Source organism: Mesorhizobium sp. M0830 (genome assembly GCF_040319965.1).
In the GTDB taxonomy this organism is placed as follows: Bacteria; Pseudomonadota; Alphaproteobacteria; order Rhizobiales; family Rhizobiaceae; genus Mesorhizobium.
In genome coordinates, this window is the sequence record NZ_JAMYOR010000017.1 from 21,159 (window position 1) to 45,002 (window position 23,844).

Here is a 23,844-nt window from a genome sequence, read left to right on the forward strand (position 1 = left end):
GGCACGGCGAAACCGCGGGACCCCATCTATTGGCCGAGCAGGCCGATGCGGTCGGTCACGTCACGGTCGCTGGCAAAGCCGTCATCCTCGCGCAGGCGCTGGCCGATCATCTTCACCAGCGTTGGATTGTCGGCGAATTTCGTATGGTTGAAGCTGTCGCTTCCCTTGACCGTGGAGAGGTCGACGACGGTCACGCCGTAGGAGGCAAGATCGGCGGCATCCTTGTAGTCGCCGACGCGCGGCCGCGAACCGGCGATCAGGCCTGAGAGCCTCAGGGCCCGATCGTCGTCGGACAATAGCAGGATGAACGGCTTGTCGGGCTTGCCGTAGCGCCGCATCTGGCTCTTGAACACGTCGACGTCGATGTCGGGTGAGGCCAGCACCACGTCGCCGAGCTTGCCACCGAGATCGCGGTCGCCGCTGATGGCCATCTGGCGCAGCGTTTCCATGGTCACCCAGGTTCCCATTGAGTGGGCGACTATGTCGATGCGCCGGGCGCCCGACTGCTGCAGCATCCTGAGCGTCACTTCCAGCTGGTCGCGGGCAGCACTGGCGCTTTCCTTGTCGTAGACATAGTCGGTGGTCCTGGCGCCCGATGCCCAGGAAAACAGCACGGGCGTGCCGGGATAGCCGGAATCGTGGACAATCTGGGTGAGGCGATAGACGGCGGCGTCGAAGCCGGTGTTGTAGCCATGCACGAAGACCATGACGCGGCCGCCGCGCGCCGCGATGTCGGCGTTGAGGGCGCTGGAGAATTTCGGCTGCGTGTCGTAGCCGACGACCTCGGAGGCCATGAAATATTTGGCCGGGTCGTCCGACTTGCCGCGCGAGCGCCGCTCGATCTGGCCGGTCTCGTGGATCCCCGGAACGGTGACGTTGACGCGCGCGTAGTTAAGCGTCGCCGAGCGCTCGCCGTCGAAAACCTTATTGGGATCGTCGGATTTCTTGCGCGTCGTGGCGATAAAGATGCTGTGGTTGCCGGCGATCTCCGTCACCGGGGCGGACACCATGGCGCTACCCAGCAGTTCCTGTGTTTGCGAGCCGGCGCAGCCGGTGACGAACAAGGCAAGGACAACGGTAAAGATCTTCTTCAAAGGCACGCTTGAAATTCCAACTCCGGCCGAAAGGCCTGTCTACCCCCGCGACACCTCCCGGACAGGGAGAGTGCGGCGGAACTAAGTCGTGTCCCATCGAAATGTGATCAGCGCCCGGCTACAGCCGCCGCAGTGTTGCGCGAAAGCCAAAAATGGCGGGAGGAACGCCTCCCCGGTGCGCACAACGCGGCGTCCACCATCGACGCGCCGGTTCCGGCAAGGACAGGATTTCAGGTCGACCCTCGCAAAAAGCATTAACAAACGCCTTCAAGGGATTGCAAAACGTTTGCCAATGCCCGTTGCGTAGGGACGTGAATGGCGTGACGATGGCGTCGCGAGGCCGGATATGCAATAGGCGGGTTCGTGCTGCATCATAGCATAACGCCTATAACTGACGGTGCGCGGCTCCGATCGGTGATGAGGTCCGCGGACGACATGCGCCGCGAGGGGGTTTTCAATGAACAGTTTCTCTTCCCGCGTTGCCGCCGCTGCTGCCGCGATCCGTCAGATATTCCCGGAAACGCCGCTGCAGGAAAACGACTATTTGTCGAAAAAGACCGGCGCGCGGGTGCTGTTGAAGCGCGAGGATCTGTCGCCCGTGCGTTCCTACAAGATCCGCGGCGCCTTTAATTTCTTCCGCAAAACGCTGGCGGCGGGCAACGAGGCCGAACTGTTCGTGTGCGCGTCCGCCGGCAACCATGCGCAGGGCTTTGCTTTCGTCTGTCGCCATTTCGGCAAGAAGGGTGTGGTGTTCATGCCCGTGACGACTCCGCAGCAGAAGATCGACAAGACCAGGCTGTTCGGCGGCGATTTCGTCGAGATCAGGCTGGTTGGCGACTTTTTCGACGATTGCTATCGCGCCGCCTTCGAATTCACCGAAAGTTCCGGCGGCCATATGGTGCCGCCTTTCGACCACAAGGATATCATCGAGGGCCAGGCGACCGTCGCCTATGAGATCGCGGACCAGATGCCCGGCGCCCGCATGCCCGACATCGTCATGCTGCCGGTCGGCGGTGGCGGGCTCGCCGCCGGCGTCACCCATTATTTCGCCGATCAGGGCCGGGAAGCGCGCTTCGTCTTCTGTGAACCAGCCGGCGCACCGAGCCTGAGAGATAGCCTCGCTGCGGGAAAACGGCTCAAGCTCGCCAAGGTCGACAATTTCGTCGATGGCGCGGCGGTGGCCGAGATCGGCCGCGAGCCGTTACGGCATCTCAAGGATTTTCCTGCCGACACCGTGCGGCTGATTCCGGAAAACCGGCTCTGCGCCACCATGATCGAAATGCTCAACGTCGAGGGCGTCGTGCTGGAGCCGGCCGGTGCCCTGGCGATCGATGCGCTGAAGGATTTCTCCAGAAAGGAGATCAGGGGCAAGACCATTGTCGCCGTGGTCTCGGGCGGCAATTTCGATTTCGAGCGGCTGCCGGACGTCAAGGAGCGGGCACTGCGCTTCGAGGGCCTGAAGAAATACTTCATCATCCGCTTCCCCCAGCGGCCAGGCGCGCTGCGCGACTTCCTCGAACTGCTCGGTCCGGACGACGACATCGCCCGTTTCGAATATCTGAAGAAATCGGCGCGCAATTTCGGTTCGGTGTTGATCGGCATCGAAACCAAGGACCGCCGCAATTTCGAACTGCTCAAGGCGAATTTCGAGGCAGAAGGCGTCCAGTACCAGGACATCACCGACAACGAGACCTTGGCCGGGTTCATCATATGAGCGGTGTCGGAAAAACCTTCGTCGCGCTGTTTTCCGGCATCAATGTCGGCGGCAACCGCATCGTCAACATGGCGGAGTTGCGATCATTCTTCGAGGATCTCGGCTTTTCCGATGTCGCCACCTATGTGCAGAGCGGCAATGCCGTGTTCAAGGCGAAGAAGGGCAACGCGGTCACGCTGGCAAAACAGCTCGAAGCAGCCTTCGAGAAGAAATGGGGTTTCCATTCCCGCATCATGGTGCGCGATCTCTCATGGTTCGAGCGGCTGGTGAACGAAAATCCCTATCCGGACGTGGCTGCGGACCACACGAGGCTCCATGCCTATGTGCTGGAACGCGAGCCGACCGCTGATGAGGTGGCGCGGCTGGCCGAAAAGTGCACAGGGCCCGAACGCTTCGAGGTCAAGGGCGATGTGCTCTACCTGCATGCGCCGGATGGACTGGGCAAATCGGTGTTTGCCGGGCTGATCCCGCGCACCCTGAAAGTGCCAGGCACGGCGCGCAATTGGCGCTCGGTGCAGGCGCTGCTGGCGATGGCCGCTCAGGCCGATGGGAAGTGAAGCACGATCCCGAAAAGTGGGTACCGGTTTTCGCCAGAAGTCGTGCTCGAATAGGCGCTTATGCCGCCGGCGCGGGTTTCCAGTCGAAGGTCAGCTCTTCGCGGAAAGCAAAGCGCTTGATGTGATCGGCGACGACGCTTTCCAGCCGTTCGATCGATCCGGCTTCGTCAGTTGAAACCGTGATATGCAGCGCGGTCGCGTCTGCGTCCAGAACCGTGCGACCCATTGAGAGATCGATGGTGCCATGGGCGGGATCGAACTCGACCGGGAATTTGTGCGCCCAGTGCTTGCACAATTGCTGCAGGTAGCGGCTGGCATGCTCGGTGGCAATATCGGCACGGCTGGTCGGCATGAATGAATTCTCCTGGTAAGCGCCGGCCTTGCCGGCGCAGGCGCGATAGGCAGGTAGATAGGTGCCGTCGATCAGAACGGCAAAGGCGGCCCGCTTGTCCGCATGGCCGCCCCACTCAAGATGGCGTGATCGCTACCAGGTGCCGGTGTTCGGCATCGAGGCCCAAGGCTCGGCTTTGGGCTTCGCCGGTCCCTTTTGCAGCAGTTCGATCGAAATGCCGTCCGGCGACTTGACGAAGGCCATATTGCCGTCGCGCGGCGGCCGATTGATGATGACGCCGTTGTCCATCAAATGCTGGCAGGTGGCGTAGATGTCGTCGACCTCATAGGCGAGGTGGCCGAAATTTCGCCCGCCCTTGTAGTCTTCCGGATCCCAATTGTAGGTCAGTTCGATTAGCGGCGCCTTGTCGGCGATGCCGCTTTGCTCGTCTTCCGACGCGGCGAGGAAGATCAGCGTGAAGCGGCCTTGCTCGTTTTCGTAGCGGCGCACCTCCTTGAGGCCGAGCTTGTTGCAGTAGAAGTCAAGCGAGGCATCCACGTCGGCGACGCGGACCATGGTGTGCAGATAGCGCATGAGGATTCCTCGTGAATTGCATTGCGGTGCAACATAGGGTCGACCCCGTCAAAGGGCAATCATGCGGCAGCGCGCAATGCCGGCAAAGAACAAATCCGGTATTCACCCCATTGAACCGTGAAAAAAGGCACGGCAGGTCTTGCACACACCGGAAGCGGCAGTGTTAATCTGGTCCCCAAGAATCAGTTGCGGTGTTCTTTAAAAGAGGGGGCATTCTTATGGGGGAAAAGGCCTCTTTCATGGGGCGGGACGAACCTCTAGGCGATGCCTTGCAGCGTGACGAAGGCGGTGACGCCGCCGACCTGCTCGAAATTGCCGGCGTGATCAAGTGGTTCGATGTGGCCAAGGGTTATGGTTTCATCCTCCCGGATGACGGCATTTCGGGCGACATCCTCCTCCATGTGACGTGTCTTCGAAAGGACGGCTTTCAGACGGCCCTGGAGGGCGCGCGCGTGGTCTGCCTCGTCAAGCATGGCGACCGCGGATTGCAGGCCTTCCGGGTGCTCTCCATGGATCTCACCACAGCGGTTCATCCGGCCGAGATGCAGGAGCAGCGCACCCATGTCGCGGTGACGCCGGAGAGTGGTCTCGAACGCGCTTTGGTGAAGTGGTTCAACCGCACCAAGGGTTTTGGTTTTCTGACCCGCGGCGAGGGCACCGAGGATATCTTCGTCCATATGGAAACCTTGCGCCGCTACGGCATCACCGAGCTTCGGCCCGGCCAGGTCGTGCTGGTTCGTTTCGGACGCGGCGACAAAGGCCTTATGGCCGCCGAAATTCACCCCGATATGGGGACCTTGCCGGTCTCGCACTAGGACGATTTCCGGCTGAGGATTTCGAATGGCTCACAGGAACTGGCTGGCGGCGGGCGTGGTGTGCGCCGTGATTGCCGTCATCGTCGCCGCAGGCGCCTTCTTCTATTCCGAAAGGCCGACCGCGGCGGACAGTCGGGCGATGATCCTTGCGGTCGACCCGACGCCACTGGTCGTGGTGACGAAAGGCGGCGATCGCTCCTTTTCCATCGAAATCGCCGACACCGATCCAGAGCGCGAAGCCGGTTTGATGTATCGCCAAGACATGCCCGACGATCACGGCATGCTGTTCGTCTTCGAGATGCCACAGCAGGTCAATTTCTGGATGCGGAACACGCCGATGCCGCTCGATCTGATCTTTGTCGGCCAGGACGGCAAGATCCGGGCGATCAAGCGCGGTGAGCCGCAATCCGACGCCGTTATTTCGCCAGGTGTCCCGGTACGTTTCGTGCTCGAACTCAAGGCCGGCACGGCCGCCAGCAACGGCATCGAATATGGCGACCTGGTGCGCCATCCGGCCGTGGGCACAGCGTCTAGCCCCGGCGTGCCGCCCGCCGACAATGGCGATGCGCCCAATGGCGGCGGCGGTTGAGTGGGCAGGCGGGATCGCCGATGCAGCTTTTCACCCACGACGGCTTCGACATTGCCTTCCTCGACCGCCAGCCGGCATCGGGCGAGGGCGACCCGGTCCTCATGATCCACGGCTTCGCTTCGAGCCACTATGTCAATTGGGTGTCGCCCGGCTGGTTCAAGACGCTGAACGAAGCCGGTTACCGCGCCATCGCCTTCGACAACCGCGGCCATGGTTCGTCTTCGAAGAGCTATGAGGAGGCCGACTATACGCCGGCGAAGATGGCTTCGGATGCCGCCGCCTTGCTCGACCACCTCGGCATCGAGCGCGCCCACGTCATGGGCTATTCGATGGGCGCGCGCATCGCGGCGTTCCTGGCGCTGTCGGATCCGGAAAAGGTGGCGACGCTGGTTTTCGGAGGTCTTGGAATCGGCATGATCGATGGTGTCGGCGATTGGGATCCGATCGCCGCGGCCCTGCTTGCCGATGATCCGGCCGCGACAAGCCATCCGCGCGGCCGATCGTTTCGCGCCTTCGCCGACCAGACCCGCAGCGATCGCCGTGCGTTGGCCGCCTGCATTGCCAAATCGCGCGAACTGCTGAGCGAGCAGGATATTGCCCGCATCGCCCAGCCGACGCTGGTAGCTGTCGGCACGACCGACGACATTGGCGGCTCGCCCGATGAACTCGCGGCGTTGATGCCGAACGCCAGGGCCTTTCACATCTTGGGCCGCGACCACATGCTGGCTGTCGGGGACAAGACCTTCAAGCAGCGTGTGCTGGAGTTCTATGCCGAGAATCCGCTCTGAGCGGACGGCGAGGGGAGCGGGACGTGACTGCCCTCAGCCTGTGGCGAGAGCCGCCAGCGACCGCGCCATGTTTTCGCGGGCCTGCCGTTCAAAGCGTTGCCGGAATTCCTCCGTGTGGAAAATGTGTGGGCGGGCGAGGAAATTCTTCAGCACGGCACTGCGCCCGGCCCGCCACATCGGCCCCTCCACCCAGGCGTACTCGCGTCGTACGGCGCGCTCATAGGCGTCGAAGGCGTCCGGCGCGGCACCCAGGATCGACAGATCCATATCGAGGAAAAGACTTGCGTCGCGTGTGCTCGTCGCGTCGTCAAACGGCGGCACCCGGTGTGTGGCGGTGGCGACGATCATCGCCGAGATGCGGTTGAGGCGGGAAGGGTCCGCGCGGCCCGCCAGCTTCTTCTCGGCTAGGGCAGCACTTTGCGCCTCGTTGTCCTTGGCCTTGCTGTCATAGATGGCATCGTGGAACCAGATCGCCGCTTCGACGGCTCCGGGGTCGCCGAGCGCCGCCCGATAGTCACCTGCAAGCGCCAACATCGCTTCGATATGGGCAAGGTTGTGGTAATGGCGGCCTGGTCCCCGGTAGAGCGCTGAAAGCTCGCTCTTCAGAGCGTCATCGATCAAGGGTTCGTTTTCCATGGCTGCTTGAATTCCCGCGAACCAAATCCATTTGACAATGCACTGAGGAAAATTGAGTTCAATCGTGCTATGATTTGACTTATATGTGCGGCCGGACAACAGGCAAGCACAACAAGCAAGCCCGGCAGGGCGCAGGACGAGACGGCGATGAACAGCATCAGCATTTCCCGACACAGCGCATTGAAGCCGGTCGACCCGATCTGGCGTTCGATCCGCGACGAAGCGATGGAGGCTGTCAACCGCGACCCATTGCTCGCCGCGTTCCTCTATTCGACCATCCTCAACCAGGACAGCCTGGAGGAAGCGGTCATCCATCGCCTGGCCGAACGGCTGGCGCACCAGGACATCGGCTCCGATCTCATCCGCCAGACCTTCAAATCCATGCTGGCCGACGACAAGGACTGGCCGACGACCGTGCGCGTCGACATCCAAGCCTATTACGACCGCGATCCGGCGTGCGACCGCTTCATCATGCCGGTGCTCTATTTCAAGGGTTTTCACGCCATCCAGACGCATCGCCTGGCGCATTGGCTGTGGAACCAGGGCCGCAAGGATTTCGCGCTCTATCTGCAGAGCCGCTCGTCCTCGGTCTTCCAGACCGACATCAACCCGGCCGCGCGCATCGGCAAGGGCATCTTCATCGACCACGCCACCGGCCTTGTGGTCGGCGAGACCGCGGTCATCGAGGACGATGTGTCGATATTGCATGGCGTAACACTGGGCGGTACCGGCAAGGCCGGCGGTGATCGTCATCCCAAGATCCGTTACGGCGTGCTGATTGGCGCCGGTGCCAAGATCCTCGGCAACATCGAAATCGGCCATTGCTCGAAGATCGCGGCAGGCTCGGTGGTGCTGTCGCCAGTGCCGCACAACAAGACGGTTGCCGGCGTACCGGCTCGCGTCGTTGGCGAGACCGGCTGCGATCAGCCGTCGCGCCAGATGGACCAGCTTCTGCCGTCGCAGACGATGGATCAGGTCGTCAGCTTCGACATCTGATTTTCACAAGGCCGCCGCCCGCTGCCGGATTCCGGCCGTGGGCATGAGTGGCGGTTGTCTCGCCTTATCGGGCCGCTTGCCTTTACATCGCCATTGTCGACGTGTCAGAAGCGCGCTCGAACGAGCAAGCCCGATGATCGGAGAAGACTGTTGAAGCCGGACGAAATCAGAAAGCTGGACGCCTATTTCAAGCGCGTCTTCCAGAACCCCAAGCTCGAGGTCAAGGCACGGCCGCGCAAGGAAGATTCAGCCGAGGTCTATGTCGGTGACGAATTCCTCGGCATCGTCTTCAAGGACGAAGACGACGGCGACTACAATTTTTCGATGGCAATCCTCGACATCGATCTGGCCTGAGCCAGCACCTTGCGCTTGGCCGGCTGCGCCTCGAATGCGGCCGGCCAGCCGGATCTTCCGACGCTTTCTATTCTAATGTCCTGTTTTCAGGACACGCCCGGCTTCTGTGGCGATTGCCGCGTCAAGCGTCTGCCAATCACCCAGAAACTCCCTTGGGAAGCGATAGGTGAGGCTGAGTTCGTCGCCGACCTGGATGTCGCGCTCGCACGGCGCCAGCGATTCGTCGGCACTCGGCCCGCTCAGGCAACGTGCCACGAACGGGTCCTTGCCGGGGCGCTCGGCGACAACCAGCACCTCGTTCAAATAGCCTGATTTCTCGTTGAAACCGTACACCGTCGTGCCGCCAGGCCCCGCAATGCCGGGTTTGGTGATCAACGCGCTGTAGATCGGCGCGAAGCGGCCACTCATGTCACGCGACATCATCCGCTGTTCGAAAGACAGGAAGACGATGTTCTTGGCTGCCCCGGTGTGGTTGAAATCGTCGCGCGCGGCCTCGCTGTAGCCATCCATCTGGGGGTAGCGCAGATAGAGATCGAGCCGCGAGGCGATACCGTCGCGCCTGGCCTGGGCGAAACGGATGGCGTTGGCCGGCACGGCGATGACATTGTTGCCGATCACCACCTGGTGGATTGTTGCGTCGTCGGTGTATCCGGCCATGGCGATCGAATGGCCGAACCATTTGCCGCCGAGGCTGATCGCTGCCGACAGCAGAGCCAGCGCCACGAACGCGTAGAGCACCCGCTTCATCAGCCTGGAATCGACCACGGTGAGTTCGTTGGCGAGCGCTGCCTGTTTCATCTCGGTTCTCGGATCCCAGCCGCCTCTGTGTCCCTGGGCGGTACACGTCGCACGGCATGGCTTTTGCAGCCTTCATGGAACGACTGTGCAATTTCATGGTAAATGGGAAGTTAAGATGGGACCGCTGGAACTCACGCTCTTCGCTTTTGTCGTCGGGTTGACCGCCTGCGGGATGGCCGGATCGGCCATGGAACTGGTTTCGGGCCGCAAGGTCGCCTTCACCGAACCCTATGTGTCGCCGTCCCATATCTTGCGCTCGCTGCTCGCCACCGCGTGTGCCGGCCCTTTCATGCTCGTCAACGATGCCATCGATGCCCGGCGCGAGCGCCGCATTTCGATGATGGCGCTGATGTCCTGCGGCTGCACGGCAATAGCTTGGTCCTTGGCGCTGGGCGTGGTCTTGCTTGCCATTGCCTCATGGACGATCCGTCTCCTAGGCTCCGACTTGCCAGGCTGAGACGATTCGGAGACCAAGACATGCCGCTTTATGCGATCGATGGAACGGGGCCCAGCTTCGCGGATGCACAGACCAACTGGGTCGCGCCCGATGCGACGCTGATCGGCGACGTGCGGGTTGGCCGCAATGCCGCCTTCTGGTTCGGCGCCGTCATTCGCGGCGACAATGAGCCGATCGTCATCGGCGCCGACACCAATGTGCAGGAACATACGGTCATGCACACCGATCCCGGCTTTCCGCTGACGATCGGGGAGGGCTGCACGATCGGCCATCGCGCGTTGCTGCATGGCTGCACGATCGGCGACAACAGCCTGATCGGCATGGGCGCCATCGTGCTGAACGGCGCGAAAATCGGCAGGAATTCGCTGGTCGGCGCCGGTGCGCTGGTCACCGAAGGCAAGGAATTCCCGGACAATTCGCTGATCGTCGGCGCGCCAGCCAAGGCGATCAGGGTGCTGGACGACGCGGCAATTGCCAGACTGCGCGGCTCGGCCGCGCACTATGTCGCCAACGGCAAGCGCTTCAAGGCGGGCTTGAAGGAGGCCTGAGGCCAGTTTGGCTTTCATCGCGGCCTAATACTAACTCACCGGCGGTTGGAGCCGGGCCCGGCTATCGCATCGCGCAGCAAGGACGCACCGGCGTCAAAGCCGGCAATGTCGGCCTCCTCGATGGCTGTCCTGTAGTGATCGATGCGGGTTTCGAGCGTCGGGTCGGCGCCGGCCGCCAAAAGCAGACGGATCGCATCGACGCTGCCGATGGCCACCGAATAGTGAAGCGGCGTCCAGTCGTTCACACCCCGCATGTTGGGGTCGGCACCGGCCTCGATCAATACCCGCACGATGTCCAGCCTGTCGGCCCGGTCGGTGGACAGCGCCGCGATGAGGGACGGAAACCCGCCGTGATCCTGATAATTCGGATCCGAGCCAGCATCCAGCAAGGTCGAGATGAAACCGACGGGGCTCCAATAGATTGCATATTCCAGCGGATGCCCGAGCCCGAGCTCAAACGGCATGCGCTCGTCGAACCAGCGGGGCGAGCCACCTAGGGCTATGCCGAGACCATCGAAATCGCCGGCCTTGAAGGCATCGTCGATGGCCTTGTACAGGCGATGGCGCTCGCAGCGATCTTCCGGGATTTCCAACATCGCGGTGATCCAGAGGTGGCAATTTGATCGCCCATACTGCAGCGATCAAAAGCCATTTGAAAGCTGGATCGCAGGGGCAAGGGGCTGGCTTTGTCCGATGTCCGTAGCAGCCGCGACCTTCCGATGGGTGGTCTGACATAATATCATTTTGACAAGTGACGACACTCAAGCGGATGCCATTTCATCGCCAGAAATGGCGGAGCCGGCCCGGGGACGGGGCCGGCTCCTTTCACCCGGTCGTTGGGGACGGGGAGGGTGGGGACTCGACCGGGTTTCTCCTTAAGCGCTTCGCACTCATGCGGAGCGCCTGATCTGTGATATCTAGCGGACGCTCGCGACCGCGTCGGAGCGGCCGTCGTTGATCGTCACCCAAACGCCCGAATTCTGGTCGGACTGGCGCTTGAGATAGGTGTAGTCGGTGTCCGTCCAGGACAGGACCTTGGTCTCCAGATTGTCGAGGATGAATTCCCCCAGGCTGGTGCGCACGGTCAGTACCGCGTGACCGTCGCCATTCGGCTGGCGCGCGACGGTCATCAGCAAGTTGCCGGCGGGCACGCCCGCATTCATCAATTCACGACGCTTTTCCAGTGCGTAATCCTCGCAATCGCCATAGCCATTATCCGGATAGGCCCAGTATTCCTCGACTCCGTAGTTCTCCATATCGGTGCGCGGCTTGATGCGGGTGTTGACGGAATTGTTGATGTTGACGATCGTCGCCCACAGTTTGCGGGTCAGTTCGACCGGCGCGCCCTTGGGGGTCCTTTCGCTGCATTCGCCAGCTATGCGCTGGCAGAACTCATAATGGCCGACAGGCTGCGTGGTACGTCCGCCGGTGTGCATATAGGCCGGTCCCGCGGCATATGCTGATCCCCAGGCGGAAAGCTGCATCGCTATTGCCACCAGCAACAGCTTGCGCCTCGTTTTCTTCATTGTTGTAGTCTCCCCGTTCGAAGGAGACATTGCCACATGTGGATTTATTTGAGGCAAAAGCACGAAGTAGATATTGAGTAAAACGCCAGTAGAATAAACGTCAAATTTTATTCATTTGAGTATTAAATTATTGGGAGTTTCGAAGCCGACCCCTCGGGCTCGATGTCCCGCGGGCCTTGCAGGGCAACTGCCTCGAGCTTGGCTGAAGCATCTCAATCGGCGATGTCGCGAACGCAAAAGCCGGCCGCAAAGGGCCGGCTTCATGAAAGCGTTGCTGGCCTTGTCAGGCGCGCGGCGCGTTGAATTCGGAATCGAGCGTTTCGGGACGCTGGATGACGGCGAATTCGATGGCGACGCCATCCTCGAAGTGGCGGACGACCTGCCCGCGCATGGTGCCCAGCATGACCTGGATGCCGATTGCCGGCTTGACGTCGATCTCGACCGCGGCGCCGGAAAGCGACAGGTCGATGATACGGCACTGGTACTGGCGGCCATCGGTGAGCTGCAGAACGCTGGTCGGATTGCGCGGCGCGACGCGCTCGTGGCGACGGTCTTCCGGCAGGTCGAGTTCATGCTTGTTGGCAAGCCAGGTCAATTGCGCGGCAAGCTTGTCCTTCTTGCGATCCGACGCGATGACGGTCATTGCGAAACCGTCCTGCAAGGTGCGCGTGACGACACCTTCGATGCGGCCGATATGATCGATGTAGGCGATGACTTTTTCGCCGGGCATGCCGATGCGGTCGGTGCGAAATGCTACATTGCCCGGCGACATGTCGACGACCTGGCAGGGGTGCTCGGTGCGGTCTTCCAGCATGAAGCGCCCGTAAATCTTGACGCGGACGCGCTGGAAGTTACGCCTTTCAGCTTGGGACGGCGCATAGTCGATCGCCGCTGACCTCATGACTGCCTTCACCCTGTTTGCGTCCCACGCGTCGATGCGAGAACTTCATCAAAGAAGTACAACAAAGCAGGTTAACAAAGGGGAAAAGCGGGCGCTTTTAGGCTCTTCCCTTTGTATGTATGTCGTTGTTCCAAGACCGCTGCGCACTTTTGGGCGACGTTACCGAGACGCGAAACTGCGGATTATTCCTCGCGCCCGCCATCGAAGACGACAAGATGACGGATGCGGCGCGCCCGGCCGAGCGCCGAGATCGTCTCGGGTGCCCCGAGGTCATCGGGAACGAGCGAGGGAACATCGATCGCCGGACGGTTGTTCAGGAGCTCCTTCTCCGGGTCGATGACGCGGATCGAATCGATCAGCGCGTCGGTGATCGGGTCGGCGCCCAGCCAGAAGGGCTTCTCCACGGCACTGATGACGCCCAGGCAGCGCGGATTTTCGACGCCGCCGTCAAGCGGCAAAGCGAGCAGCTCGAACTTGTTGGAGCGCCCGTTGCGGCTGAAGCCCTCATAGGTGATGAGCACGACCGACTTCTGCTCGAAGACACCATGGATCAGCCGCGAGACGAGCCGCTGATCCTTCTCGCGCCACAGCGATGGAAAGGAAAACCCCTTGAGTTCGCGGCCATAGCAGGCGCAAAGCCTGGTGCCGGCCAGCCGGAACACGGCTTGCCCGCGCGTGTCCCGTTCCAGGATAAAGGTGTCGGCCAGCAGCGACTTGATATCGGCCGGCTCGACCTCCGAACGCTTCGGGGCAGGGCGTCCGTCACGCAGGCGATTCCAATAGTGGAACAGCGTGATCGATCCATTCTGGTTCATATTATGCTGCTCCGCGCAATCTGTCGTCTGATGTCCCATCGGTGAACAGAAGGGCGCCCTCCGATGACCTACATGCGTTGCGGAGCAGGAAGCGTGCCAGCGTCGTTAACACTTGTTCACGGGTCGGGGCCGTTAAGGTTAACAAGTGGTTTACGTTGCATCGAAGCAAGCCCCGTGGCACACAAAAACCACTCCAGAAGCGGTCGTTTCGCGACGATCGGCAGCACTTCAGTCAGAGTTTTAGGGGAGCAGGGGGCTCGACCAGCCGTTCAGGGGAAACCTTGAACGGCTTCTTTTTTGATTCGCGCCCAGCGATTCGGGGTTAACGGCGGGCTGAGATTTCCGCTCGCCGCGATGCTGGAACAATCCCGACGATCGACAACGCGGCATCGCCCAAGCCTGCGACAAGCAACGGCAACATTTGCCAATCACGCGCTTCGAAAGAGAAAAATCTGCGTTCCGAACGGCTCGATTGCCGCTGTACTCTTGCGCATTCGCTCCTTGAGGCGCGACGGCGGCGATCCCGCGGTCGGAGACGCGCCTTGTCGGCGTTATTTTCTGGGGACCTTCATGAAGACTTCCGTTCTTGGACTGATCACCGCCAGCCTGCTCGCCTGTGCCATTCCGGCCGGGGCGGCACAGGCCGCCGGGTTGGCCGGAGCGCCGGCGCCCTTCGACAAGGGCGGCGTGAAGGTGGCACTCGTCACCTTCATCTCCGCCGGCGATTTCTTTCAGGCCTACCAGGCCGGTGCGACGAAACAGGCGAAAGCGCTCGACATCGATCTCACGGTCTTTTCCGGCCGGCAGGATGCGGCGGCACAACGTGACCAGATCGAACAGGCGATCAATCTCGGCGTCCAGGCGATCATCATCGACCATGGCCAGCCGGAAGCTTTAAAGGATGTCGCGCAGAAGGCCCTCGACGCCGGCATCAAGGTTGTGGCTTTCGACGTCGATCTCGGCAATCCGAAAATCCCGCAAGTCGAACAATCCGATCACGAGTTGGCCAAGGCGTCCCTCGGCCAGGCCCTCAAGGACAACGGCACCTCATTCCAGGCGGGTTATGTCTACGTCGCCGGTTTCGCGCCGCTCGACCGTCGCAATGAAATCTGGGAGGAGACCAAGAAGGCCAATCCCGGGATCGTCGAGAAAGCCCGCTGGGGAACGGTCAATGATACGACCGCGGTGTCGACCGCCGACCAGACCAAGGCGGCGTTCCAGGCCAATACCGACATCAGCGTCGTCTTTGCCCCCTATGACGAGTTCGCGCGCGGCGTGAAACTCGCCACCGATGAGCTCGGCATCTCGAACAAGGTGAAGATCTATTCGGCCGATGTGTCGACCGCCGATATCACCGAGATCACCGCGGAAGGCAGTCCATGGGTCGCCACCGCGGCCACCAACCCGGCCGTCGTAGGCGCCGTTTCGGTGCGGGCGGCGGCAAAGCTGATCGCGGGAGAGGATCCCGGCCACAACATCGTCGTCAAGCCGGTCCTGCTGACACAGGAGGAGCTGCGCAAGAACGGCATCAAGACGATCGAGGATCTCGATGCCAAGTTGCCCGCTTTTGGTCAGAGCGACGCAGCGACCGCAAGCTGGATCCCCACCAACTGACCTTTTCTCCCCTCCCTCGTTTCGCCGCGAAGGAGGGGAGATAACGCCTGTGCCGGCGTGAACTATCGTTTCTTTCCCAGGCCGAACGTCAGCGCCAGAGCGCCAACCAGCACGACGCCCTTGACGAAATCTTGCGTGTAATAGGGCGCGTTCAGCATGGTGAGGCCGTTCAGGAGGACGCCGACGAAGATTGCGCCGGCCACAGTGCCGATCACATGCGGGCGACGCTTGTCGAGCACGGCATATCCGATCAGCGAGGCCGCCACCGCATCGAGCAGGAGCGAGTTGCCGGCTGAGACATCGCCGCGGCCGACACGCGAAGCGACGATCAGACCTCCCAGCGAAGCAAGCGTGCCGGACAGGATATAGGCCCAGAGCCGGTACGCCTTGGTCGGCGCGCCGGATAGATGCGCGGCCGTTTCGTTGCCGCCGATCGCATAGAAGACGCGGCCCCAACGCGTGCGCTCCATCAGAAACCAGGCGAGGACGGCGACGACCGCCATGACCACGACGGACAAGGGGATCGTGTCGAAGAGCCGCGACCGGCCGAGGATCAGGAAGGCTGGATCGTAAGCTCCAGGGACCGATGAGCCGTCGGGAAGCACCATCCCGGCGGTGATCGAGCGGCCGCCTGTCGGGATCAGCTGCAGGCCGGCGAGCAGGAACATCGTCGCCAGCGTGGCGAGAAGATCGGGAACGCCGACACGCACGATCAGCAGCCCGTTCAAGAGGCCGATGAAGGCGCCCATCAGCAGGATCAGCACCATGGTCTCAGCCGCGTCCAGCTGCCAGACGACCATGGCGTAGCTCGCCGCCATCACCGACGAGGCGGCGATACTGCCTACCGAGAGATCGAAGCCGTCGGCCGACATTGTGATAGAGACCCCGACGCCGAGGATCGCCACGACCGAAACCGCCTGCAGGATCGAGAACAGGTTGGCCGAGCGGATGAAGGCGGGCTGTGCATACCAGAAGCCGATCACCATCAGTGCCAGCAGCACGAAGAGCGCGTAGCGGCGCGTCTCCCGAAAGAACGATGTGCGCGGGGCGGCCGGTTGCTCGGTCGTCAGGTTCGTCATCGATGATCTCCGGCCTTATCGCTCTCGACCTTGCCGATCTGGTCTGTCAGGGAGCCATGGCCGTCACCGGCCTCGTGAAGTGAATGATCGCGCATGACGAGGATGCGGTCGGCAACCTCCAGCGCCTCTTCGGTGTCGCTTGTCGCGATCAGCGTGGCGGAATCGCTCTGGCTGTTGCGGATAGCGGCGATCAGGTCGGCACGCGCGCCGACGTCGACGCCCTGGAAAGGCTCGTCGAGCAACAGCAGCCGGCAAGGTGCCGCTTGCCAGCGGGCGAGCACGACCTTCTGCTGGTTGCCGCCGGAAAGCTCATCGAGTGTGTCGTCGGGTCCGCGCGCCTTGATGCCGAGCCGGGCGATCGCCTCGGAGGCGACCCTGCGCTCGCGCGCGGCCCGCAGCAGACCGCTGGGAAACCAGCGCCGCAGATGCGGCAGGGCGATCGTGCCGGCAATCGAGGCGCCCGGAATCTCGGCTGGCAAAAGCGACGATGCCCAGCGATCTTCGGCGACCATGAAAACGCCGTTTTCGATCGATCGCCCCGGTCCGTTCGAAAGCCACGGTTTTCCATCGAGCACGAAGCTGCCCTGCGCCAGCGTTTCCAGGCCGAAAAGCGCGCGCAGCAGCCGGCTTTTGCCCGAGCCGAGCGTGCCGGTCAGCGCGACGACCTCGCCGGAGCGCAGGTCGAGATCGAAAGGCCGCGCACCGGGAATCAGCCGCGCGCCCTTGATGGAGGCGACGATCGGGGCCGTCGACGTCTTGCCGTCATGGGTGGCGGCTTCCAATGTTCGGCCGATCATGGCCGCAACGGCGGCAGGGAAATCGATCGGCTTGGCAAAAGCGCCGACGATGCGACCGCCGCGCATGATGACGGCGCGATCGGCGATGGCGGCAAGGTCGCCAAGCCTGTGCGAGATGTAGAGGATTGCCATGCCGCCGGTCCGCAGCCGCCGGATGATGGCGAAGAGCCGGTCCGCTTCCTTGGCCGAAAGGCTGGATGTCGGCTCATCGAGAATGAGGACCGAGGCCTTGGCCGCTACGGCGCGCGCGATGGCGACCAATTGCCGTTCCGCCGGCCGCAGATCGACGAAGTCGCGGTCGAGCGGCAGGTCGAGATCGATCAGCGCCGCGATGGCGCGCGCACGCCTGCGGATAGACGTGGCCGAGACGAAGAAGCGCCCGCCGGGCTGGCAAAGTTCATCGAGCAGAAGATTCTCGGCGACCGTCAATCCAGCGGCGCCGGCCTGGTCCGTCGCCTGATGGACGGTCGCGATGCCGGCAGCCTTGGCGGCGCTGGGCGAGGCGAAGGCGACGAACCTGCCGCCAAGCGTGATCGTTCCCGCGTCGGGCACATGTGAGCCCGAAAGGATTTTCACCAGCGTCGACTTGCCGGCGCCATTGGCGCCCATCAGCGCCACCACCTCCCCGGCCGCGACGGCAAGATCGGCTCCGGCGAGCGCGCGCGTCGGCCCAAAAGATTTCTCGATCCCGGCGACAGCGACGGCAATGGGGGCGGCGGTGAGGGACAAGTGGTTCAGCCGGTTATGGATTGGGTGAGAACTGAGAAAGGCAGGCAAGCCAACGGGCACGGTCGCGTCTGTCAACCGCCATATTCCATGATTGCCAGCCCGGCATTGTAATCGGGCGAATAGATGATGCCATTGGCGTCGACGAACACGTCGGTCGACTGGATCACTCGTGGCCGGTTCGGACGCTTGTCGACCATGCGGCTGGGCGCTGGCGGTACCAGCGCTCCTGTCTCCTTCGGCCGATAGGGGTCGGAGATGTCGAAAACGCGCACCCCTGCATTCTGGTAGGTTGCAAAGATCAGCGTGTCGGACACGAAGCTGCCCGGCCGGTTCTCATGCAGATTGTGCGGGCCGAAATGTCCGCCCTTGGCAGTGTAGTCGGTTTCATCCGGAGTCGGCAGCGTCGAGATCGAAATCGGGTTCGCCGGATCGCGTATGTCGAAGATCCAGGTATGCTTGCGCCCATCCTCCTCATGGTCGAGCACGGCCTCGTCGGCGACGACGAGCAGACCGCGCTTGACCAGCGGCAACGCCGAATGCGTGCCGCCTCCATAGGGCGGCGACCAGTTCTTGTGGGTGATCAGCTTCGGCAGGGCAGGGTCCGCGACATCGAGGACGGTCAACCCGCCGTCGCGCCAGCAGGCATAGGCGGTGTCGCCTTCGACGACCGCATGATGCAACGCGTAGCGGCGGCCGTCGGGCCAGCCCGGTGTCTCGCCGCCGGCGAGATGCATGCCGGGAATCCACCAGCGACCGGCCTCGACGGGCCGTGTCGGATCTTGAAGGTCGACTGTGAGCAGAATGTAGTCGCTGTAGCCGTCGAGAAGCGCCGACACATAGGCGTAGCGCCCACCGACATACCAGATGCGATGAATGCCGATGCCATCGACCGGGAAGAAGCCGATCTGGCGAGGCTGCGTCGGCTTCGAGATGTCGTAGATGGCCATGCCGGCCGACCATGTCCGCGCCGCGCCCGAACCGGGTGCGGTGCCGACCGTCTCGCCGATCGACTTGGTGTAGTAGACCTTCTCGTCGAAGGCGAAAGCGGCGTCGGCGAACAGACCGCGCGCATGGACGACCAGCAGCAGATCCTCATGCGTCTGCAGATGGATCGTCCAGGTATTCGGCGGCGCGGGCACGAACACCGTCCCACCCGGATTTTTGGGATCGCGCACATCGATGATGGAAAAGCCTTGAGACCAGGGATGCGCGACATAGGCGAAGCCGCGATGCACCATTACTTGCAATCCATCCGGCCGTCCGCCCTGGTCGGAATGGCCGATCAGGCGCATGTTCCTGGAATAGTCGGGGGTAGGGACAGAACTCATAATCGTCTTTCGAAAGGTCGGCCCGGCGCCTCTTGCCTGTCGGAGTGGGTGGAGGCGCAAATGCAGTCGTCGTCGGGCATTCCAGTGATCATCCCCGGTCAGGCCGGGGACGATTGTTCGGATTGCTGATTGTCTGAAGGAAGATGCTGGATTTTCAATTGGACGCAGGTATCCAGGGTGCTTTTGCCGCGTCGCTGTCCTTGAAGGCCGGGAACTTCGCCTGCAGGTCCTCGATCGTCTTGATGTTGTTGTCGGCGAGATCCTTCCTGGTGACGAGCGTCGGCTGGATCAGCACGGAATGGCCGGGATTCTGTCCGGCGATCAGCTGGGCAAGCGCACGCACCGAAGCCTCGCCGACCACGGCCGGATTGGTTGCCGCCGTCGCCACCCACGGGCTGTTTGGTTCGAGAATGGCCTGGATGTCCGAGGTCGAGATGTCGACGCCGTAAATCTTGACCTTGTCGGCAACGCCAAGCTCGTCGATGGCGAGCTTCACGCCACGAGCGAATTCGTCCCATGGAGCGAAGACAACCGAAAGCGTCGGGTTGGCGGTGAGCACAGCCTTGGTCTGGTCCGCGACCGAAGCGGCGACGGTGTCGTTGACCACGCCCCAGGTGGCGACTTCCTTGATGCCTGGGTACTTCTTGCCGAAATCCTTCCAGACCGCGTAGCGGCGATCGAGCGGCGCGAAGCCGGCGACATAGAGGACGCCGCCATCGAATTTCTGGCCCTGGTCCTTGACCGCCTGGTCGAGCACGAGGCGCGCCATGTCGGCGTCGGACTGTTCGACCTGCGGGATCTTTGGATTGTCGAGATTGGTGTCGTAGGCCACCACCGGAATGCCGGCGTCAAGCGCCGCCTGTGCGACGTCCTTGATGGCTTCGGGCTGGCCGTTGTTGATGATGATGCCTTGCACGCCGAGGTTGATCGCCTGCTGGATCAACTGCCGCTCGGTGTTGATGTCGTTGCGCGCCTGCGAGATGTTGGCCTCGATGCCAAGCGCGTCGGCCTGGCGCTTCACGCCGGCCTCGAATGCCTGGAGCCAGTCGCCGGAGCCGAGGAAGCTGACGACGGCAATCTTGACGCCGCCCTTGTCGAAGGGAGCTGGTGCGCCGGATATGCCCTGCGCCGAAGCGGCGGTGACGAGACTGGCGATGCCAGCGACGGCCAGGGAAAGAAGATGCTTGATCATGTGGGGACCCCTTTGGAATTGGCGGCATTCTAGGGAGGGGGATCATCGCTTCCGAGAACGCTCGTTGCGAGTTTTTCACATCCCGGAGCATTTCCGCTTCGCTTCCTTTCGGTCTTTTAGCAAATGAAGGCGACCTGGTGCGGGGCGTTCGCTGTCCGGGAAACAGAATTGTTCCAACGCGAGCATCCTTGCTCTAAAGGACGCGCAGGATTCCTGGATCAGATGCGCATGAGCGAACCGGCAGACCCTTCGGAAACACGACAGGTGGACGACGCGCCGCCACGGCGGCGTGAGCCGGTGTTCAACCTGCCCCCGGTGGTGCTGGCGGTGATCGGCATTTGCGTCGCCGTCTATCTGCTGCAGCAATATGTGCTGAACGAAGCACAGCAGATGTTATTGCTGTACGACGGGGCTTTCATCCCGATTCTCTACACCGGACAATATGGCTTCGACTGGTTCCTGTTTTCCCGGCCGTTCACCTATGCCTTCATGCATGGCGGCTTTGCCCATATTGCCATCAACATGGTCTGGCTTGCAGCCTTTGGCTCGCCATTGGCAAATCGTTTGGGCACGCTCTGGTTCGCGCTGTTCTTTGCCGTAACCGGGCTGGCTTCGGTCGCGCTTTTCTGGGCGATGCATCCTTATGGAGAAGCGCCGCTGGTCGGTGCCTCGGGAGCCATATCAGGCATGATGGGAGCTGCGGCGCGGTTCGGTTTCCGTACCGATCGCTCGGCCGGCAAGGCTGCCTTCGCCGGCCCGGTGCTGCCGATCGCATTGGTATTGCGCTTGCGCGGCGTCGTGATCTTCCTCGCCGTGTGGATGATCATCAATCTTGCCACCGGTCTTCTTGGCTTTGCCCCGGGTGTAGAGGGCCAGATCGCGTGGGAAGCCCATATTGGCGGCTTCGTTGCCGGCTTCTTCGGCCTGCGCTGGTTCGACAGGCGGTGGCAGGCGCCGGAATGGGAGAACACCGACCACCGCACTTGAAATGCAACCGATCACGGCGCACGATATTCACTCTTATGTGAAAGCCGGTCAGGCTGGAACCGGCGGGCAAAAAGCAGAGGAGGAAGCCATGACGGTGAAGGCAATTCTCGAGAAAAAAGGCCATGACGTATTGACGCTCGGGCCGAACGAAAAGCTGAGCGAAGCCATTCGCATCCTGTCCGAACACAGGATCGGCGCGCTGGTCATCACCAATGGTGACCACAAGATCGTCGGCATTCTTTCCGAGCGCGACATTGTGCGGGTTCTGGCTAAGGAAGGCGGTGCCGCGCTCGATATCGCCGTGCGTTCGGCAATGACGCCGAAGGTGAAGATCTGCAACGAAAACCACACCGTCAACGAGGTGATGGAAATCATGACCCGAGGCCGTTTCCGCCATCTGCCGGTGGAAAAGGACGGCATGCTCGATGGCATCGTGTCTATCGGCGACGTGGTCAAGCGCCGCATCGAGGATGTCGAGCGCGAGGCCGAAGAGATCAGGGCCTATATCGCCACCGCCTGAGCGGTGGAGGGAACCGCCGGCCGGAGCACCGACCGGCGGAGCCGTATCTACCTGTTGTCGAGTTCGGAACGGACGAGTTCCAGCCCACGCCGGGTGATGCGGTAGGGTCCACCGCCCGACGAAGAAACGGCCTTCTTCCGCTTCAGCTTTCGAAACATGTCGAGATCGACGCCCGGATAATGCCAGCCGTCACGGGTCAGGCATTTGACGGAGGCGATCCGCTTTTTCTCGTTCTTTTCGATTTCAATGCGTCCGCCCTGCGCGAGCAGGTGCAGAATGCGCTGTTCAATGCGCGAAATATCCATGGGGGAGTTTCCGGGAAAACAAAAAATGCCGCCGCCGCGAAACTTCACGGCACGGGGTTTCAGGTTTTCTGCCCTGCCTCGCTAGGAGGTCAGGGCCTTACCGGGACTGAGCGTAAGTGGACATCCACTCTCCATTGGGATGGGGCGTCCTATAGGCGAAAGCGGCTGAAAAGGCCAGTCCGTGGCTTTGCGCTTGTCTCGTTGAACGGTTTGCACTAGCGAAGTTGCACACCAAAATATGCGTAAACGCATAATCCGTAGTTCCAATACGCAGGCCACAATGTCCCTTATCGACACCCGCACGCCCGACGCCAAGCGCCTTGTTTCCGGTGCCACCGGCGACTGGGAGATCATCATCGGTCTCGAGGTCCACGCGCAGGTCACCTCGGAAGCAAAGCTGTTTTCCGGCGCCTCGACCGCCTTTGGAGCGGCACCCAACGCCAATGTCAGCCTGGTCGACGCGGCGATGCCGGGCATGTTGCCCGTCATCAACGAGGAATGCGTCAAGCAAGCGATCCGCACTGGCCTTGGGCTGAAGGCGCAGATCAACCACAAGTCGGTCTTCGACCGGAAAAACTACTTTTACCCGGACCTGCCGCAGGGCTACCAGATCTCGCAGTTCAAGCAGCCGATCGTCGGCGAGGGCACGGTGATCGTCTCGGTCGGTCCCGACCGCCAGGGCGAATTCGAGGACATCGAGGTCGGCATCGAGCGGCTGCATCTGGAGCAGGATGCCGGCAAGTCGATGCACGACCAGCATCCGACCATGTCCTATGTCGACCTCAACCGGTCGGGCGTGGCGCTGATGGAGATCGTCTCGAAGCCGGATATGCGCTCGGCCGACGAAGCCAAGGCCTATGTCACCAAGCTGCGCACCATCGTGCGCTATCTCGGCACCTGCGACGGCAACATGGACGAAGGCTCGATGCGTGCCGACGTCAACGTCTCGGTACGCAAGCCGGGCGGTGAGTTCGGCACGCGCTGCGAGGTCAAGAACGTCAATTCGATCCGCTTCATCGGCCAGGCCATCGACTACGAGGCACGCCGGCAGATTGCCATCCTCGAGGATGGCGGCAAGATCGATCAGGAAACGCGGCTGTTCGATGCCGTCAAGGGCGAGACGCGTTCGATGCGCTCGAAGGAAGAGGCGCACGATTACCGCTATTTCCCCGATCCGGATCTTCTGCCGCTGGAATTCGACCAGGCCTATGTCGATGCGCTGGCCAGGGAGCTGCCGGAACTGCCGGACGACAAGAAGGCGCGGCTGATCTCGTCGCTCGGCCTTTCGACCTATGACGCCTCGATCCTGGTTTCGGAAAAGCCGATCGCCGATTACTTCGAGAAGGTCGCCGCCGGCCGCGACGGCAAACTCGCCGCCAACTGGGTCATCAACGATCTGCTCGGACAATTGAATAAGGCCGGAAAAGGCATTGAAAACGCTCCGATTTCGCCTGATCAGCTGGGCGCGGTCATCGATCTCATCAAGGATGGGACCATCTCCGGCAAAATCGCCAAGGACCTGTTCGAGATCGTCTGGACCGAGGGCGGCGATCCGCGCCAGCTGGTGGAAAGCCGTGGCATGAAGCAGGTCACCGACACTGGCGCAATCGAGAAGGCGGTCGACGAGGTCATCGCTGCCAACCCCGACAAGGTCGAGCAGGCGCGCGCCAAGCCGAGCATGGCGGGCTGGTTCGTTGGCCAGGTGATGAAGGCGACCGGCGGCAAGGCCAACCCACAAGCGGTCAACGATCTCGTCAAGGTCAAGCTGGGCATCGAGTAG

27 protein-coding genes are annotated in these 23,844 nt (G+C 62.0%); 13 read left to right on the forward strand and 14 right to left on the reverse strand.

What is annotated here, in order from left to right:
• Nucleotides 1–26: 26 nt before the first annotated feature.
• Entirely contained in the window at nt 27–1,100 is a 1,074-nt protein-coding gene (locus tag NKI20_RS12875) for an alpha/beta hydrolase (RefSeq protein WP_023759425.1), read from the reverse strand.
• Between the two features lie 451 nt (nt 1,101–1,551).
• On the opposite strand from NKI20_RS12875, the gene ilvA reads away from it, so the two are divergent.
• Nucleotides 1,552–2,808, forward strand: a complete 1,257-nt coding sequence (gene ilvA / locus NKI20_RS12880; protein WP_352830997.1) for a threonine ammonia-lyase IlvA — start codon at nt 1,552–1,554, stop codon at nt 2,806–2,808.
• Nucleotides 2,805–3,365, forward strand: coding sequence for a DUF1697 domain-containing protein (locus NKI20_RS12885; RefSeq protein WP_023759423.1), 561 nt, complete (start codon nt 2,805–2,807; stop codon nt 3,363–3,365). The genes ilvA and NKI20_RS12885 overlap by 4 nt, the downstream gene beginning before the upstream one ends.
• A gap of 58 nt (nt 3,366–3,423) precedes the next feature.
• On the opposite strand, the gene NKI20_RS12890 is transcribed toward NKI20_RS12885, so the two are convergent.
• Together NKI20_RS12890 and gloA are read right to left on the reverse strand one after the other, a co-directional pair.
• Complete coding sequence (locus NKI20_RS12890; RefSeq protein ID WP_352602558.1) at nt 3,424–3,717, reverse strand: DUF2218 domain-containing protein; 294 nt, start codon at nt 3,715–3,717, stop codon at nt 3,424–3,426.
• 132 nt (nt 3,718–3,849) lie between these two features.
• The gene (gene gloA, locus NKI20_RS12895; protein WP_023759421.1) at nt 3,850–4,290 is read right to left on the reverse strand and encodes a lactoylglutathione lyase; all 441 of its coding nucleotides are present in this window, start codon (nt 4,288–4,290) and stop codon (nt 3,850–3,852) included.
• A gap of 218 nt (nt 4,291–4,508) precedes the next feature.
• Here gloA and NKI20_RS12900 point away from each other — a divergent pair, with 218 nt between their 5' ends.
• Genes NKI20_RS12900 through NKI20_RS12910 form a run of 3 tightly spaced genes read left to right on the forward strand, consistent with a single transcriptional unit; the run spans nt 4,509 to nt 6,482 of the window.
• Complete coding sequence (locus NKI20_RS12900) at nt 4,509–5,105, forward strand: cold-shock protein (RefSeq protein ID WP_032907472.1); 597 nt, start codon at nt 4,509–4,511, stop codon at nt 5,103–5,105.
• A gap of 25 nt (nt 5,106–5,130) precedes the next feature.
• Nucleotides 5,131–5,694, forward strand: a complete 564-nt coding sequence (locus NKI20_RS12905) for a DUF192 domain-containing protein (protein WP_352726664.1) — start codon at nt 5,131–5,133, stop codon at nt 5,692–5,694.
• 20 nt (nt 5,695–5,714) lie between these two features.
• On the forward strand, nt 5,715–6,482 hold the full coding sequence (locus NKI20_RS12910) for an alpha/beta fold hydrolase (RefSeq protein ID WP_352831001.1): 768 nt from the start codon (nt 5,715–5,717) through the stop codon (nt 6,480–6,482).
• A gap of 33 nt (nt 6,483–6,515) precedes the next feature.
• On the opposite strand, the gene NKI20_RS12915 is transcribed toward NKI20_RS12910, so the two are convergent.
• Nucleotides 6,516–7,118 carry an HD domain-containing protein gene (locus tag NKI20_RS12915; RefSeq protein ID WP_352831003.1) on the reverse strand — a complete coding sequence of 201 codons (603 nt, stop codon included), beginning with the start codon at nt 7,116–7,118 and terminating at the stop codon, nt 6,516–6,518.
• A gap of 147 nt (nt 7,119–7,265) precedes the next feature.
• Here NKI20_RS12915 and cysE point away from each other — a divergent pair, with 147 nt between their 5' ends.
• The gene (gene cysE, locus NKI20_RS12920; RefSeq protein ID WP_127415464.1) at nt 7,266–8,114 is read left to right on the forward strand and encodes a serine O-acetyltransferase; all 849 of its coding nucleotides are present in this window, start codon (nt 7,266–7,268) and stop codon (nt 8,112–8,114) included.
• 150 nt (nt 8,115–8,264) lie between these two features.
• Nucleotides 8,265–8,468 (forward strand): DUF3126 family protein, encoded by a 204-nt coding sequence (locus NKI20_RS12925; protein WP_006200852.1) that lies wholly within the window; start codon nt 8,265–8,267, stop codon nt 8,466–8,468.
• Between the two features lie 72 nt (nt 8,469–8,540).
• Here NKI20_RS12925 and NKI20_RS12930 read toward each other — a convergent pair whose 3' ends face one another.
• Nucleotides 8,541–9,266 carry a hypothetical protein gene (locus NKI20_RS12930; protein WP_352831005.1) on the reverse strand — a complete coding sequence of 242 codons (726 nt, stop codon included), beginning with the start codon at nt 9,264–9,266 and terminating at the stop codon, nt 8,541–8,543.
• A 115-nt stretch (nt 9,267–9,381) separates the two neighbouring features.
• On the opposite strand from NKI20_RS12930, the gene NKI20_RS12935 reads away from it, so the two are divergent.
• A complete protein-coding gene (locus NKI20_RS12935) occupies nt 9,382–9,723 on the forward strand; it encodes a DUF6949 family protein (protein WP_352831007.1) in 342 nt (113 codons plus the stop codon).
• Nucleotides 9,724–9,743: 20 nt separating this feature from the next.
• On the forward strand, nt 9,744–10,271 hold the full coding sequence (locus NKI20_RS12940; protein ID WP_352831009.1) for a gamma carbonic anhydrase family protein: 528 nt from the start codon (nt 9,744–9,746) through the stop codon (nt 10,269–10,271).
• A gap of 35 nt (nt 10,272–10,306) precedes the next feature.
• Here the strand turns inward: NKI20_RS12940 and NKI20_RS12945 are convergent, their stop codons facing one another.
• From NKI20_RS12945 to NKI20_RS12960, 4 genes are all read right to left on the reverse strand, one after another.
• Nucleotides 10,307–10,867: an ankyrin repeat domain-containing protein gene (locus tag NKI20_RS12945; RefSeq protein WP_352831011.1), complete on the reverse strand. Its 561-nt coding sequence runs from the start codon at nt 10,865–10,867 to the stop codon at nt 10,307–10,309.
• 321 nt (nt 10,868–11,188) lie between these two features.
• The gene (locus tag NKI20_RS12950) at nt 11,189–11,797 is read right to left on the reverse strand and encodes a transglutaminase-like cysteine peptidase (RefSeq protein ID WP_352831013.1); all 609 of its coding nucleotides are present in this window, start codon (nt 11,795–11,797) and stop codon (nt 11,189–11,191) included.
• A 283-nt stretch (nt 11,798–12,080) separates the two neighbouring features.
• Nucleotides 12,081–12,698, reverse strand: coding sequence for a PilZ domain-containing protein (locus NKI20_RS12955; protein WP_023759411.1), 618 nt, complete (start codon nt 12,696–12,698; stop codon nt 12,081–12,083).
• A 182-nt stretch (nt 12,699–12,880) separates the two neighbouring features.
• On the reverse strand, nt 12,881–13,513 hold the full coding sequence (locus tag NKI20_RS12960) for a PAS domain-containing protein (protein WP_352602536.1): 633 nt from the start codon (nt 13,511–13,513) through the stop codon (nt 12,881–12,883).
• Between the two features lie 570 nt (nt 13,514–14,083).
• Between NKI20_RS12960 and NKI20_RS12965 the strand changes: the two genes are divergently transcribed.
• Complete coding sequence (locus NKI20_RS12965) at nt 14,084–15,127, forward strand: substrate-binding domain-containing protein (RefSeq protein ID WP_023759409.1); 1,044 nt, start codon at nt 14,084–14,086, stop codon at nt 15,125–15,127.
• 62 nt (nt 15,128–15,189) lie between these two features.
• On the opposite strand, the gene NKI20_RS12970 is transcribed toward NKI20_RS12965, so the two are convergent.
• The 4 genes from NKI20_RS12970 to NKI20_RS12985 all read right to left on the reverse strand — a co-directional run bounded on the left by NKI20_RS12970 (nt 15,190) and on the right by NKI20_RS12985 (nt 20,252).
• Nucleotides 15,190–16,206 carry an ABC transporter permease gene (locus tag NKI20_RS12970; protein WP_352831015.1) on the reverse strand — a complete coding sequence of 339 codons (1,017 nt, stop codon included), beginning with the start codon at nt 16,204–16,206 and terminating at the stop codon, nt 15,190–15,192.
• On the reverse strand, nt 16,203–17,732 hold the full coding sequence (locus NKI20_RS12975; RefSeq protein ID WP_352831017.1) for a sugar ABC transporter ATP-binding protein: 1,530 nt from the start codon (nt 17,730–17,732) through the stop codon (nt 16,203–16,205). Before NKI20_RS12975 ends, NKI20_RS12970 begins: the two co-directional genes overlap by 4 nt.
• 71 nt (nt 17,733–17,803) lie before the next feature.
• Nucleotides 17,804–19,060: an LVIVD repeat-containing protein gene (locus NKI20_RS12980; protein ID WP_352831019.1), complete on the reverse strand. Its 1,257-nt coding sequence runs from the start codon at nt 19,058–19,060 to the stop codon at nt 17,804–17,806.
• A 154-nt stretch (nt 19,061–19,214) separates the two neighbouring features.
• Nucleotides 19,215–20,252, reverse strand: coding sequence for a substrate-binding domain-containing protein (locus NKI20_RS12985; protein ID WP_352831021.1), 1,038 nt, complete (start codon nt 20,250–20,252; stop codon nt 19,215–19,217).
• A 228-nt stretch (nt 20,253–20,480) separates the two neighbouring features.
• Between NKI20_RS12985 and NKI20_RS12990 the strand changes: the two genes are divergently transcribed.
• The gene (locus NKI20_RS12990; RefSeq protein WP_352831092.1) at nt 20,481–21,239 is read left to right on the forward strand and encodes a rhomboid family intramembrane serine protease; all 759 of its coding nucleotides are present in this window, start codon (nt 20,481–20,483) and stop codon (nt 21,237–21,239) included.
• 88 nt (nt 21,240–21,327) lie between these two features.
• Nucleotides 21,328–21,759 (forward strand): CBS domain-containing protein, encoded by a 432-nt coding sequence (locus NKI20_RS12995; RefSeq protein WP_023759403.1) that lies wholly within the window; start codon nt 21,328–21,330, stop codon nt 21,757–21,759.
• Nucleotides 21,760–21,806: 47 nt separating this feature from the next.
• Here the strand turns inward: NKI20_RS12995 and NKI20_RS13000 are convergent, their stop codons facing one another.
• Nucleotides 21,807–22,064 (reverse strand): YjhX family toxin, encoded by a 258-nt coding sequence (locus NKI20_RS13000; protein ID WP_023759402.1) that lies wholly within the window; start codon nt 22,062–22,064, stop codon nt 21,807–21,809.
• A 280-nt stretch (nt 22,065–22,344) separates the two neighbouring features.
• Between NKI20_RS13000 and gatB the strand changes: the two genes are divergently transcribed.
• Nucleotides 22,345–23,844 carry an Asp-tRNA(Asn)/Glu-tRNA(Gln) amidotransferase subunit GatB gene (gene gatB / locus NKI20_RS13005; protein WP_352726690.1) on the forward strand — a complete coding sequence of 500 codons (1,500 nt, stop codon included), beginning with the start codon at nt 22,345–22,347 and terminating at the stop codon, nt 23,842–23,844.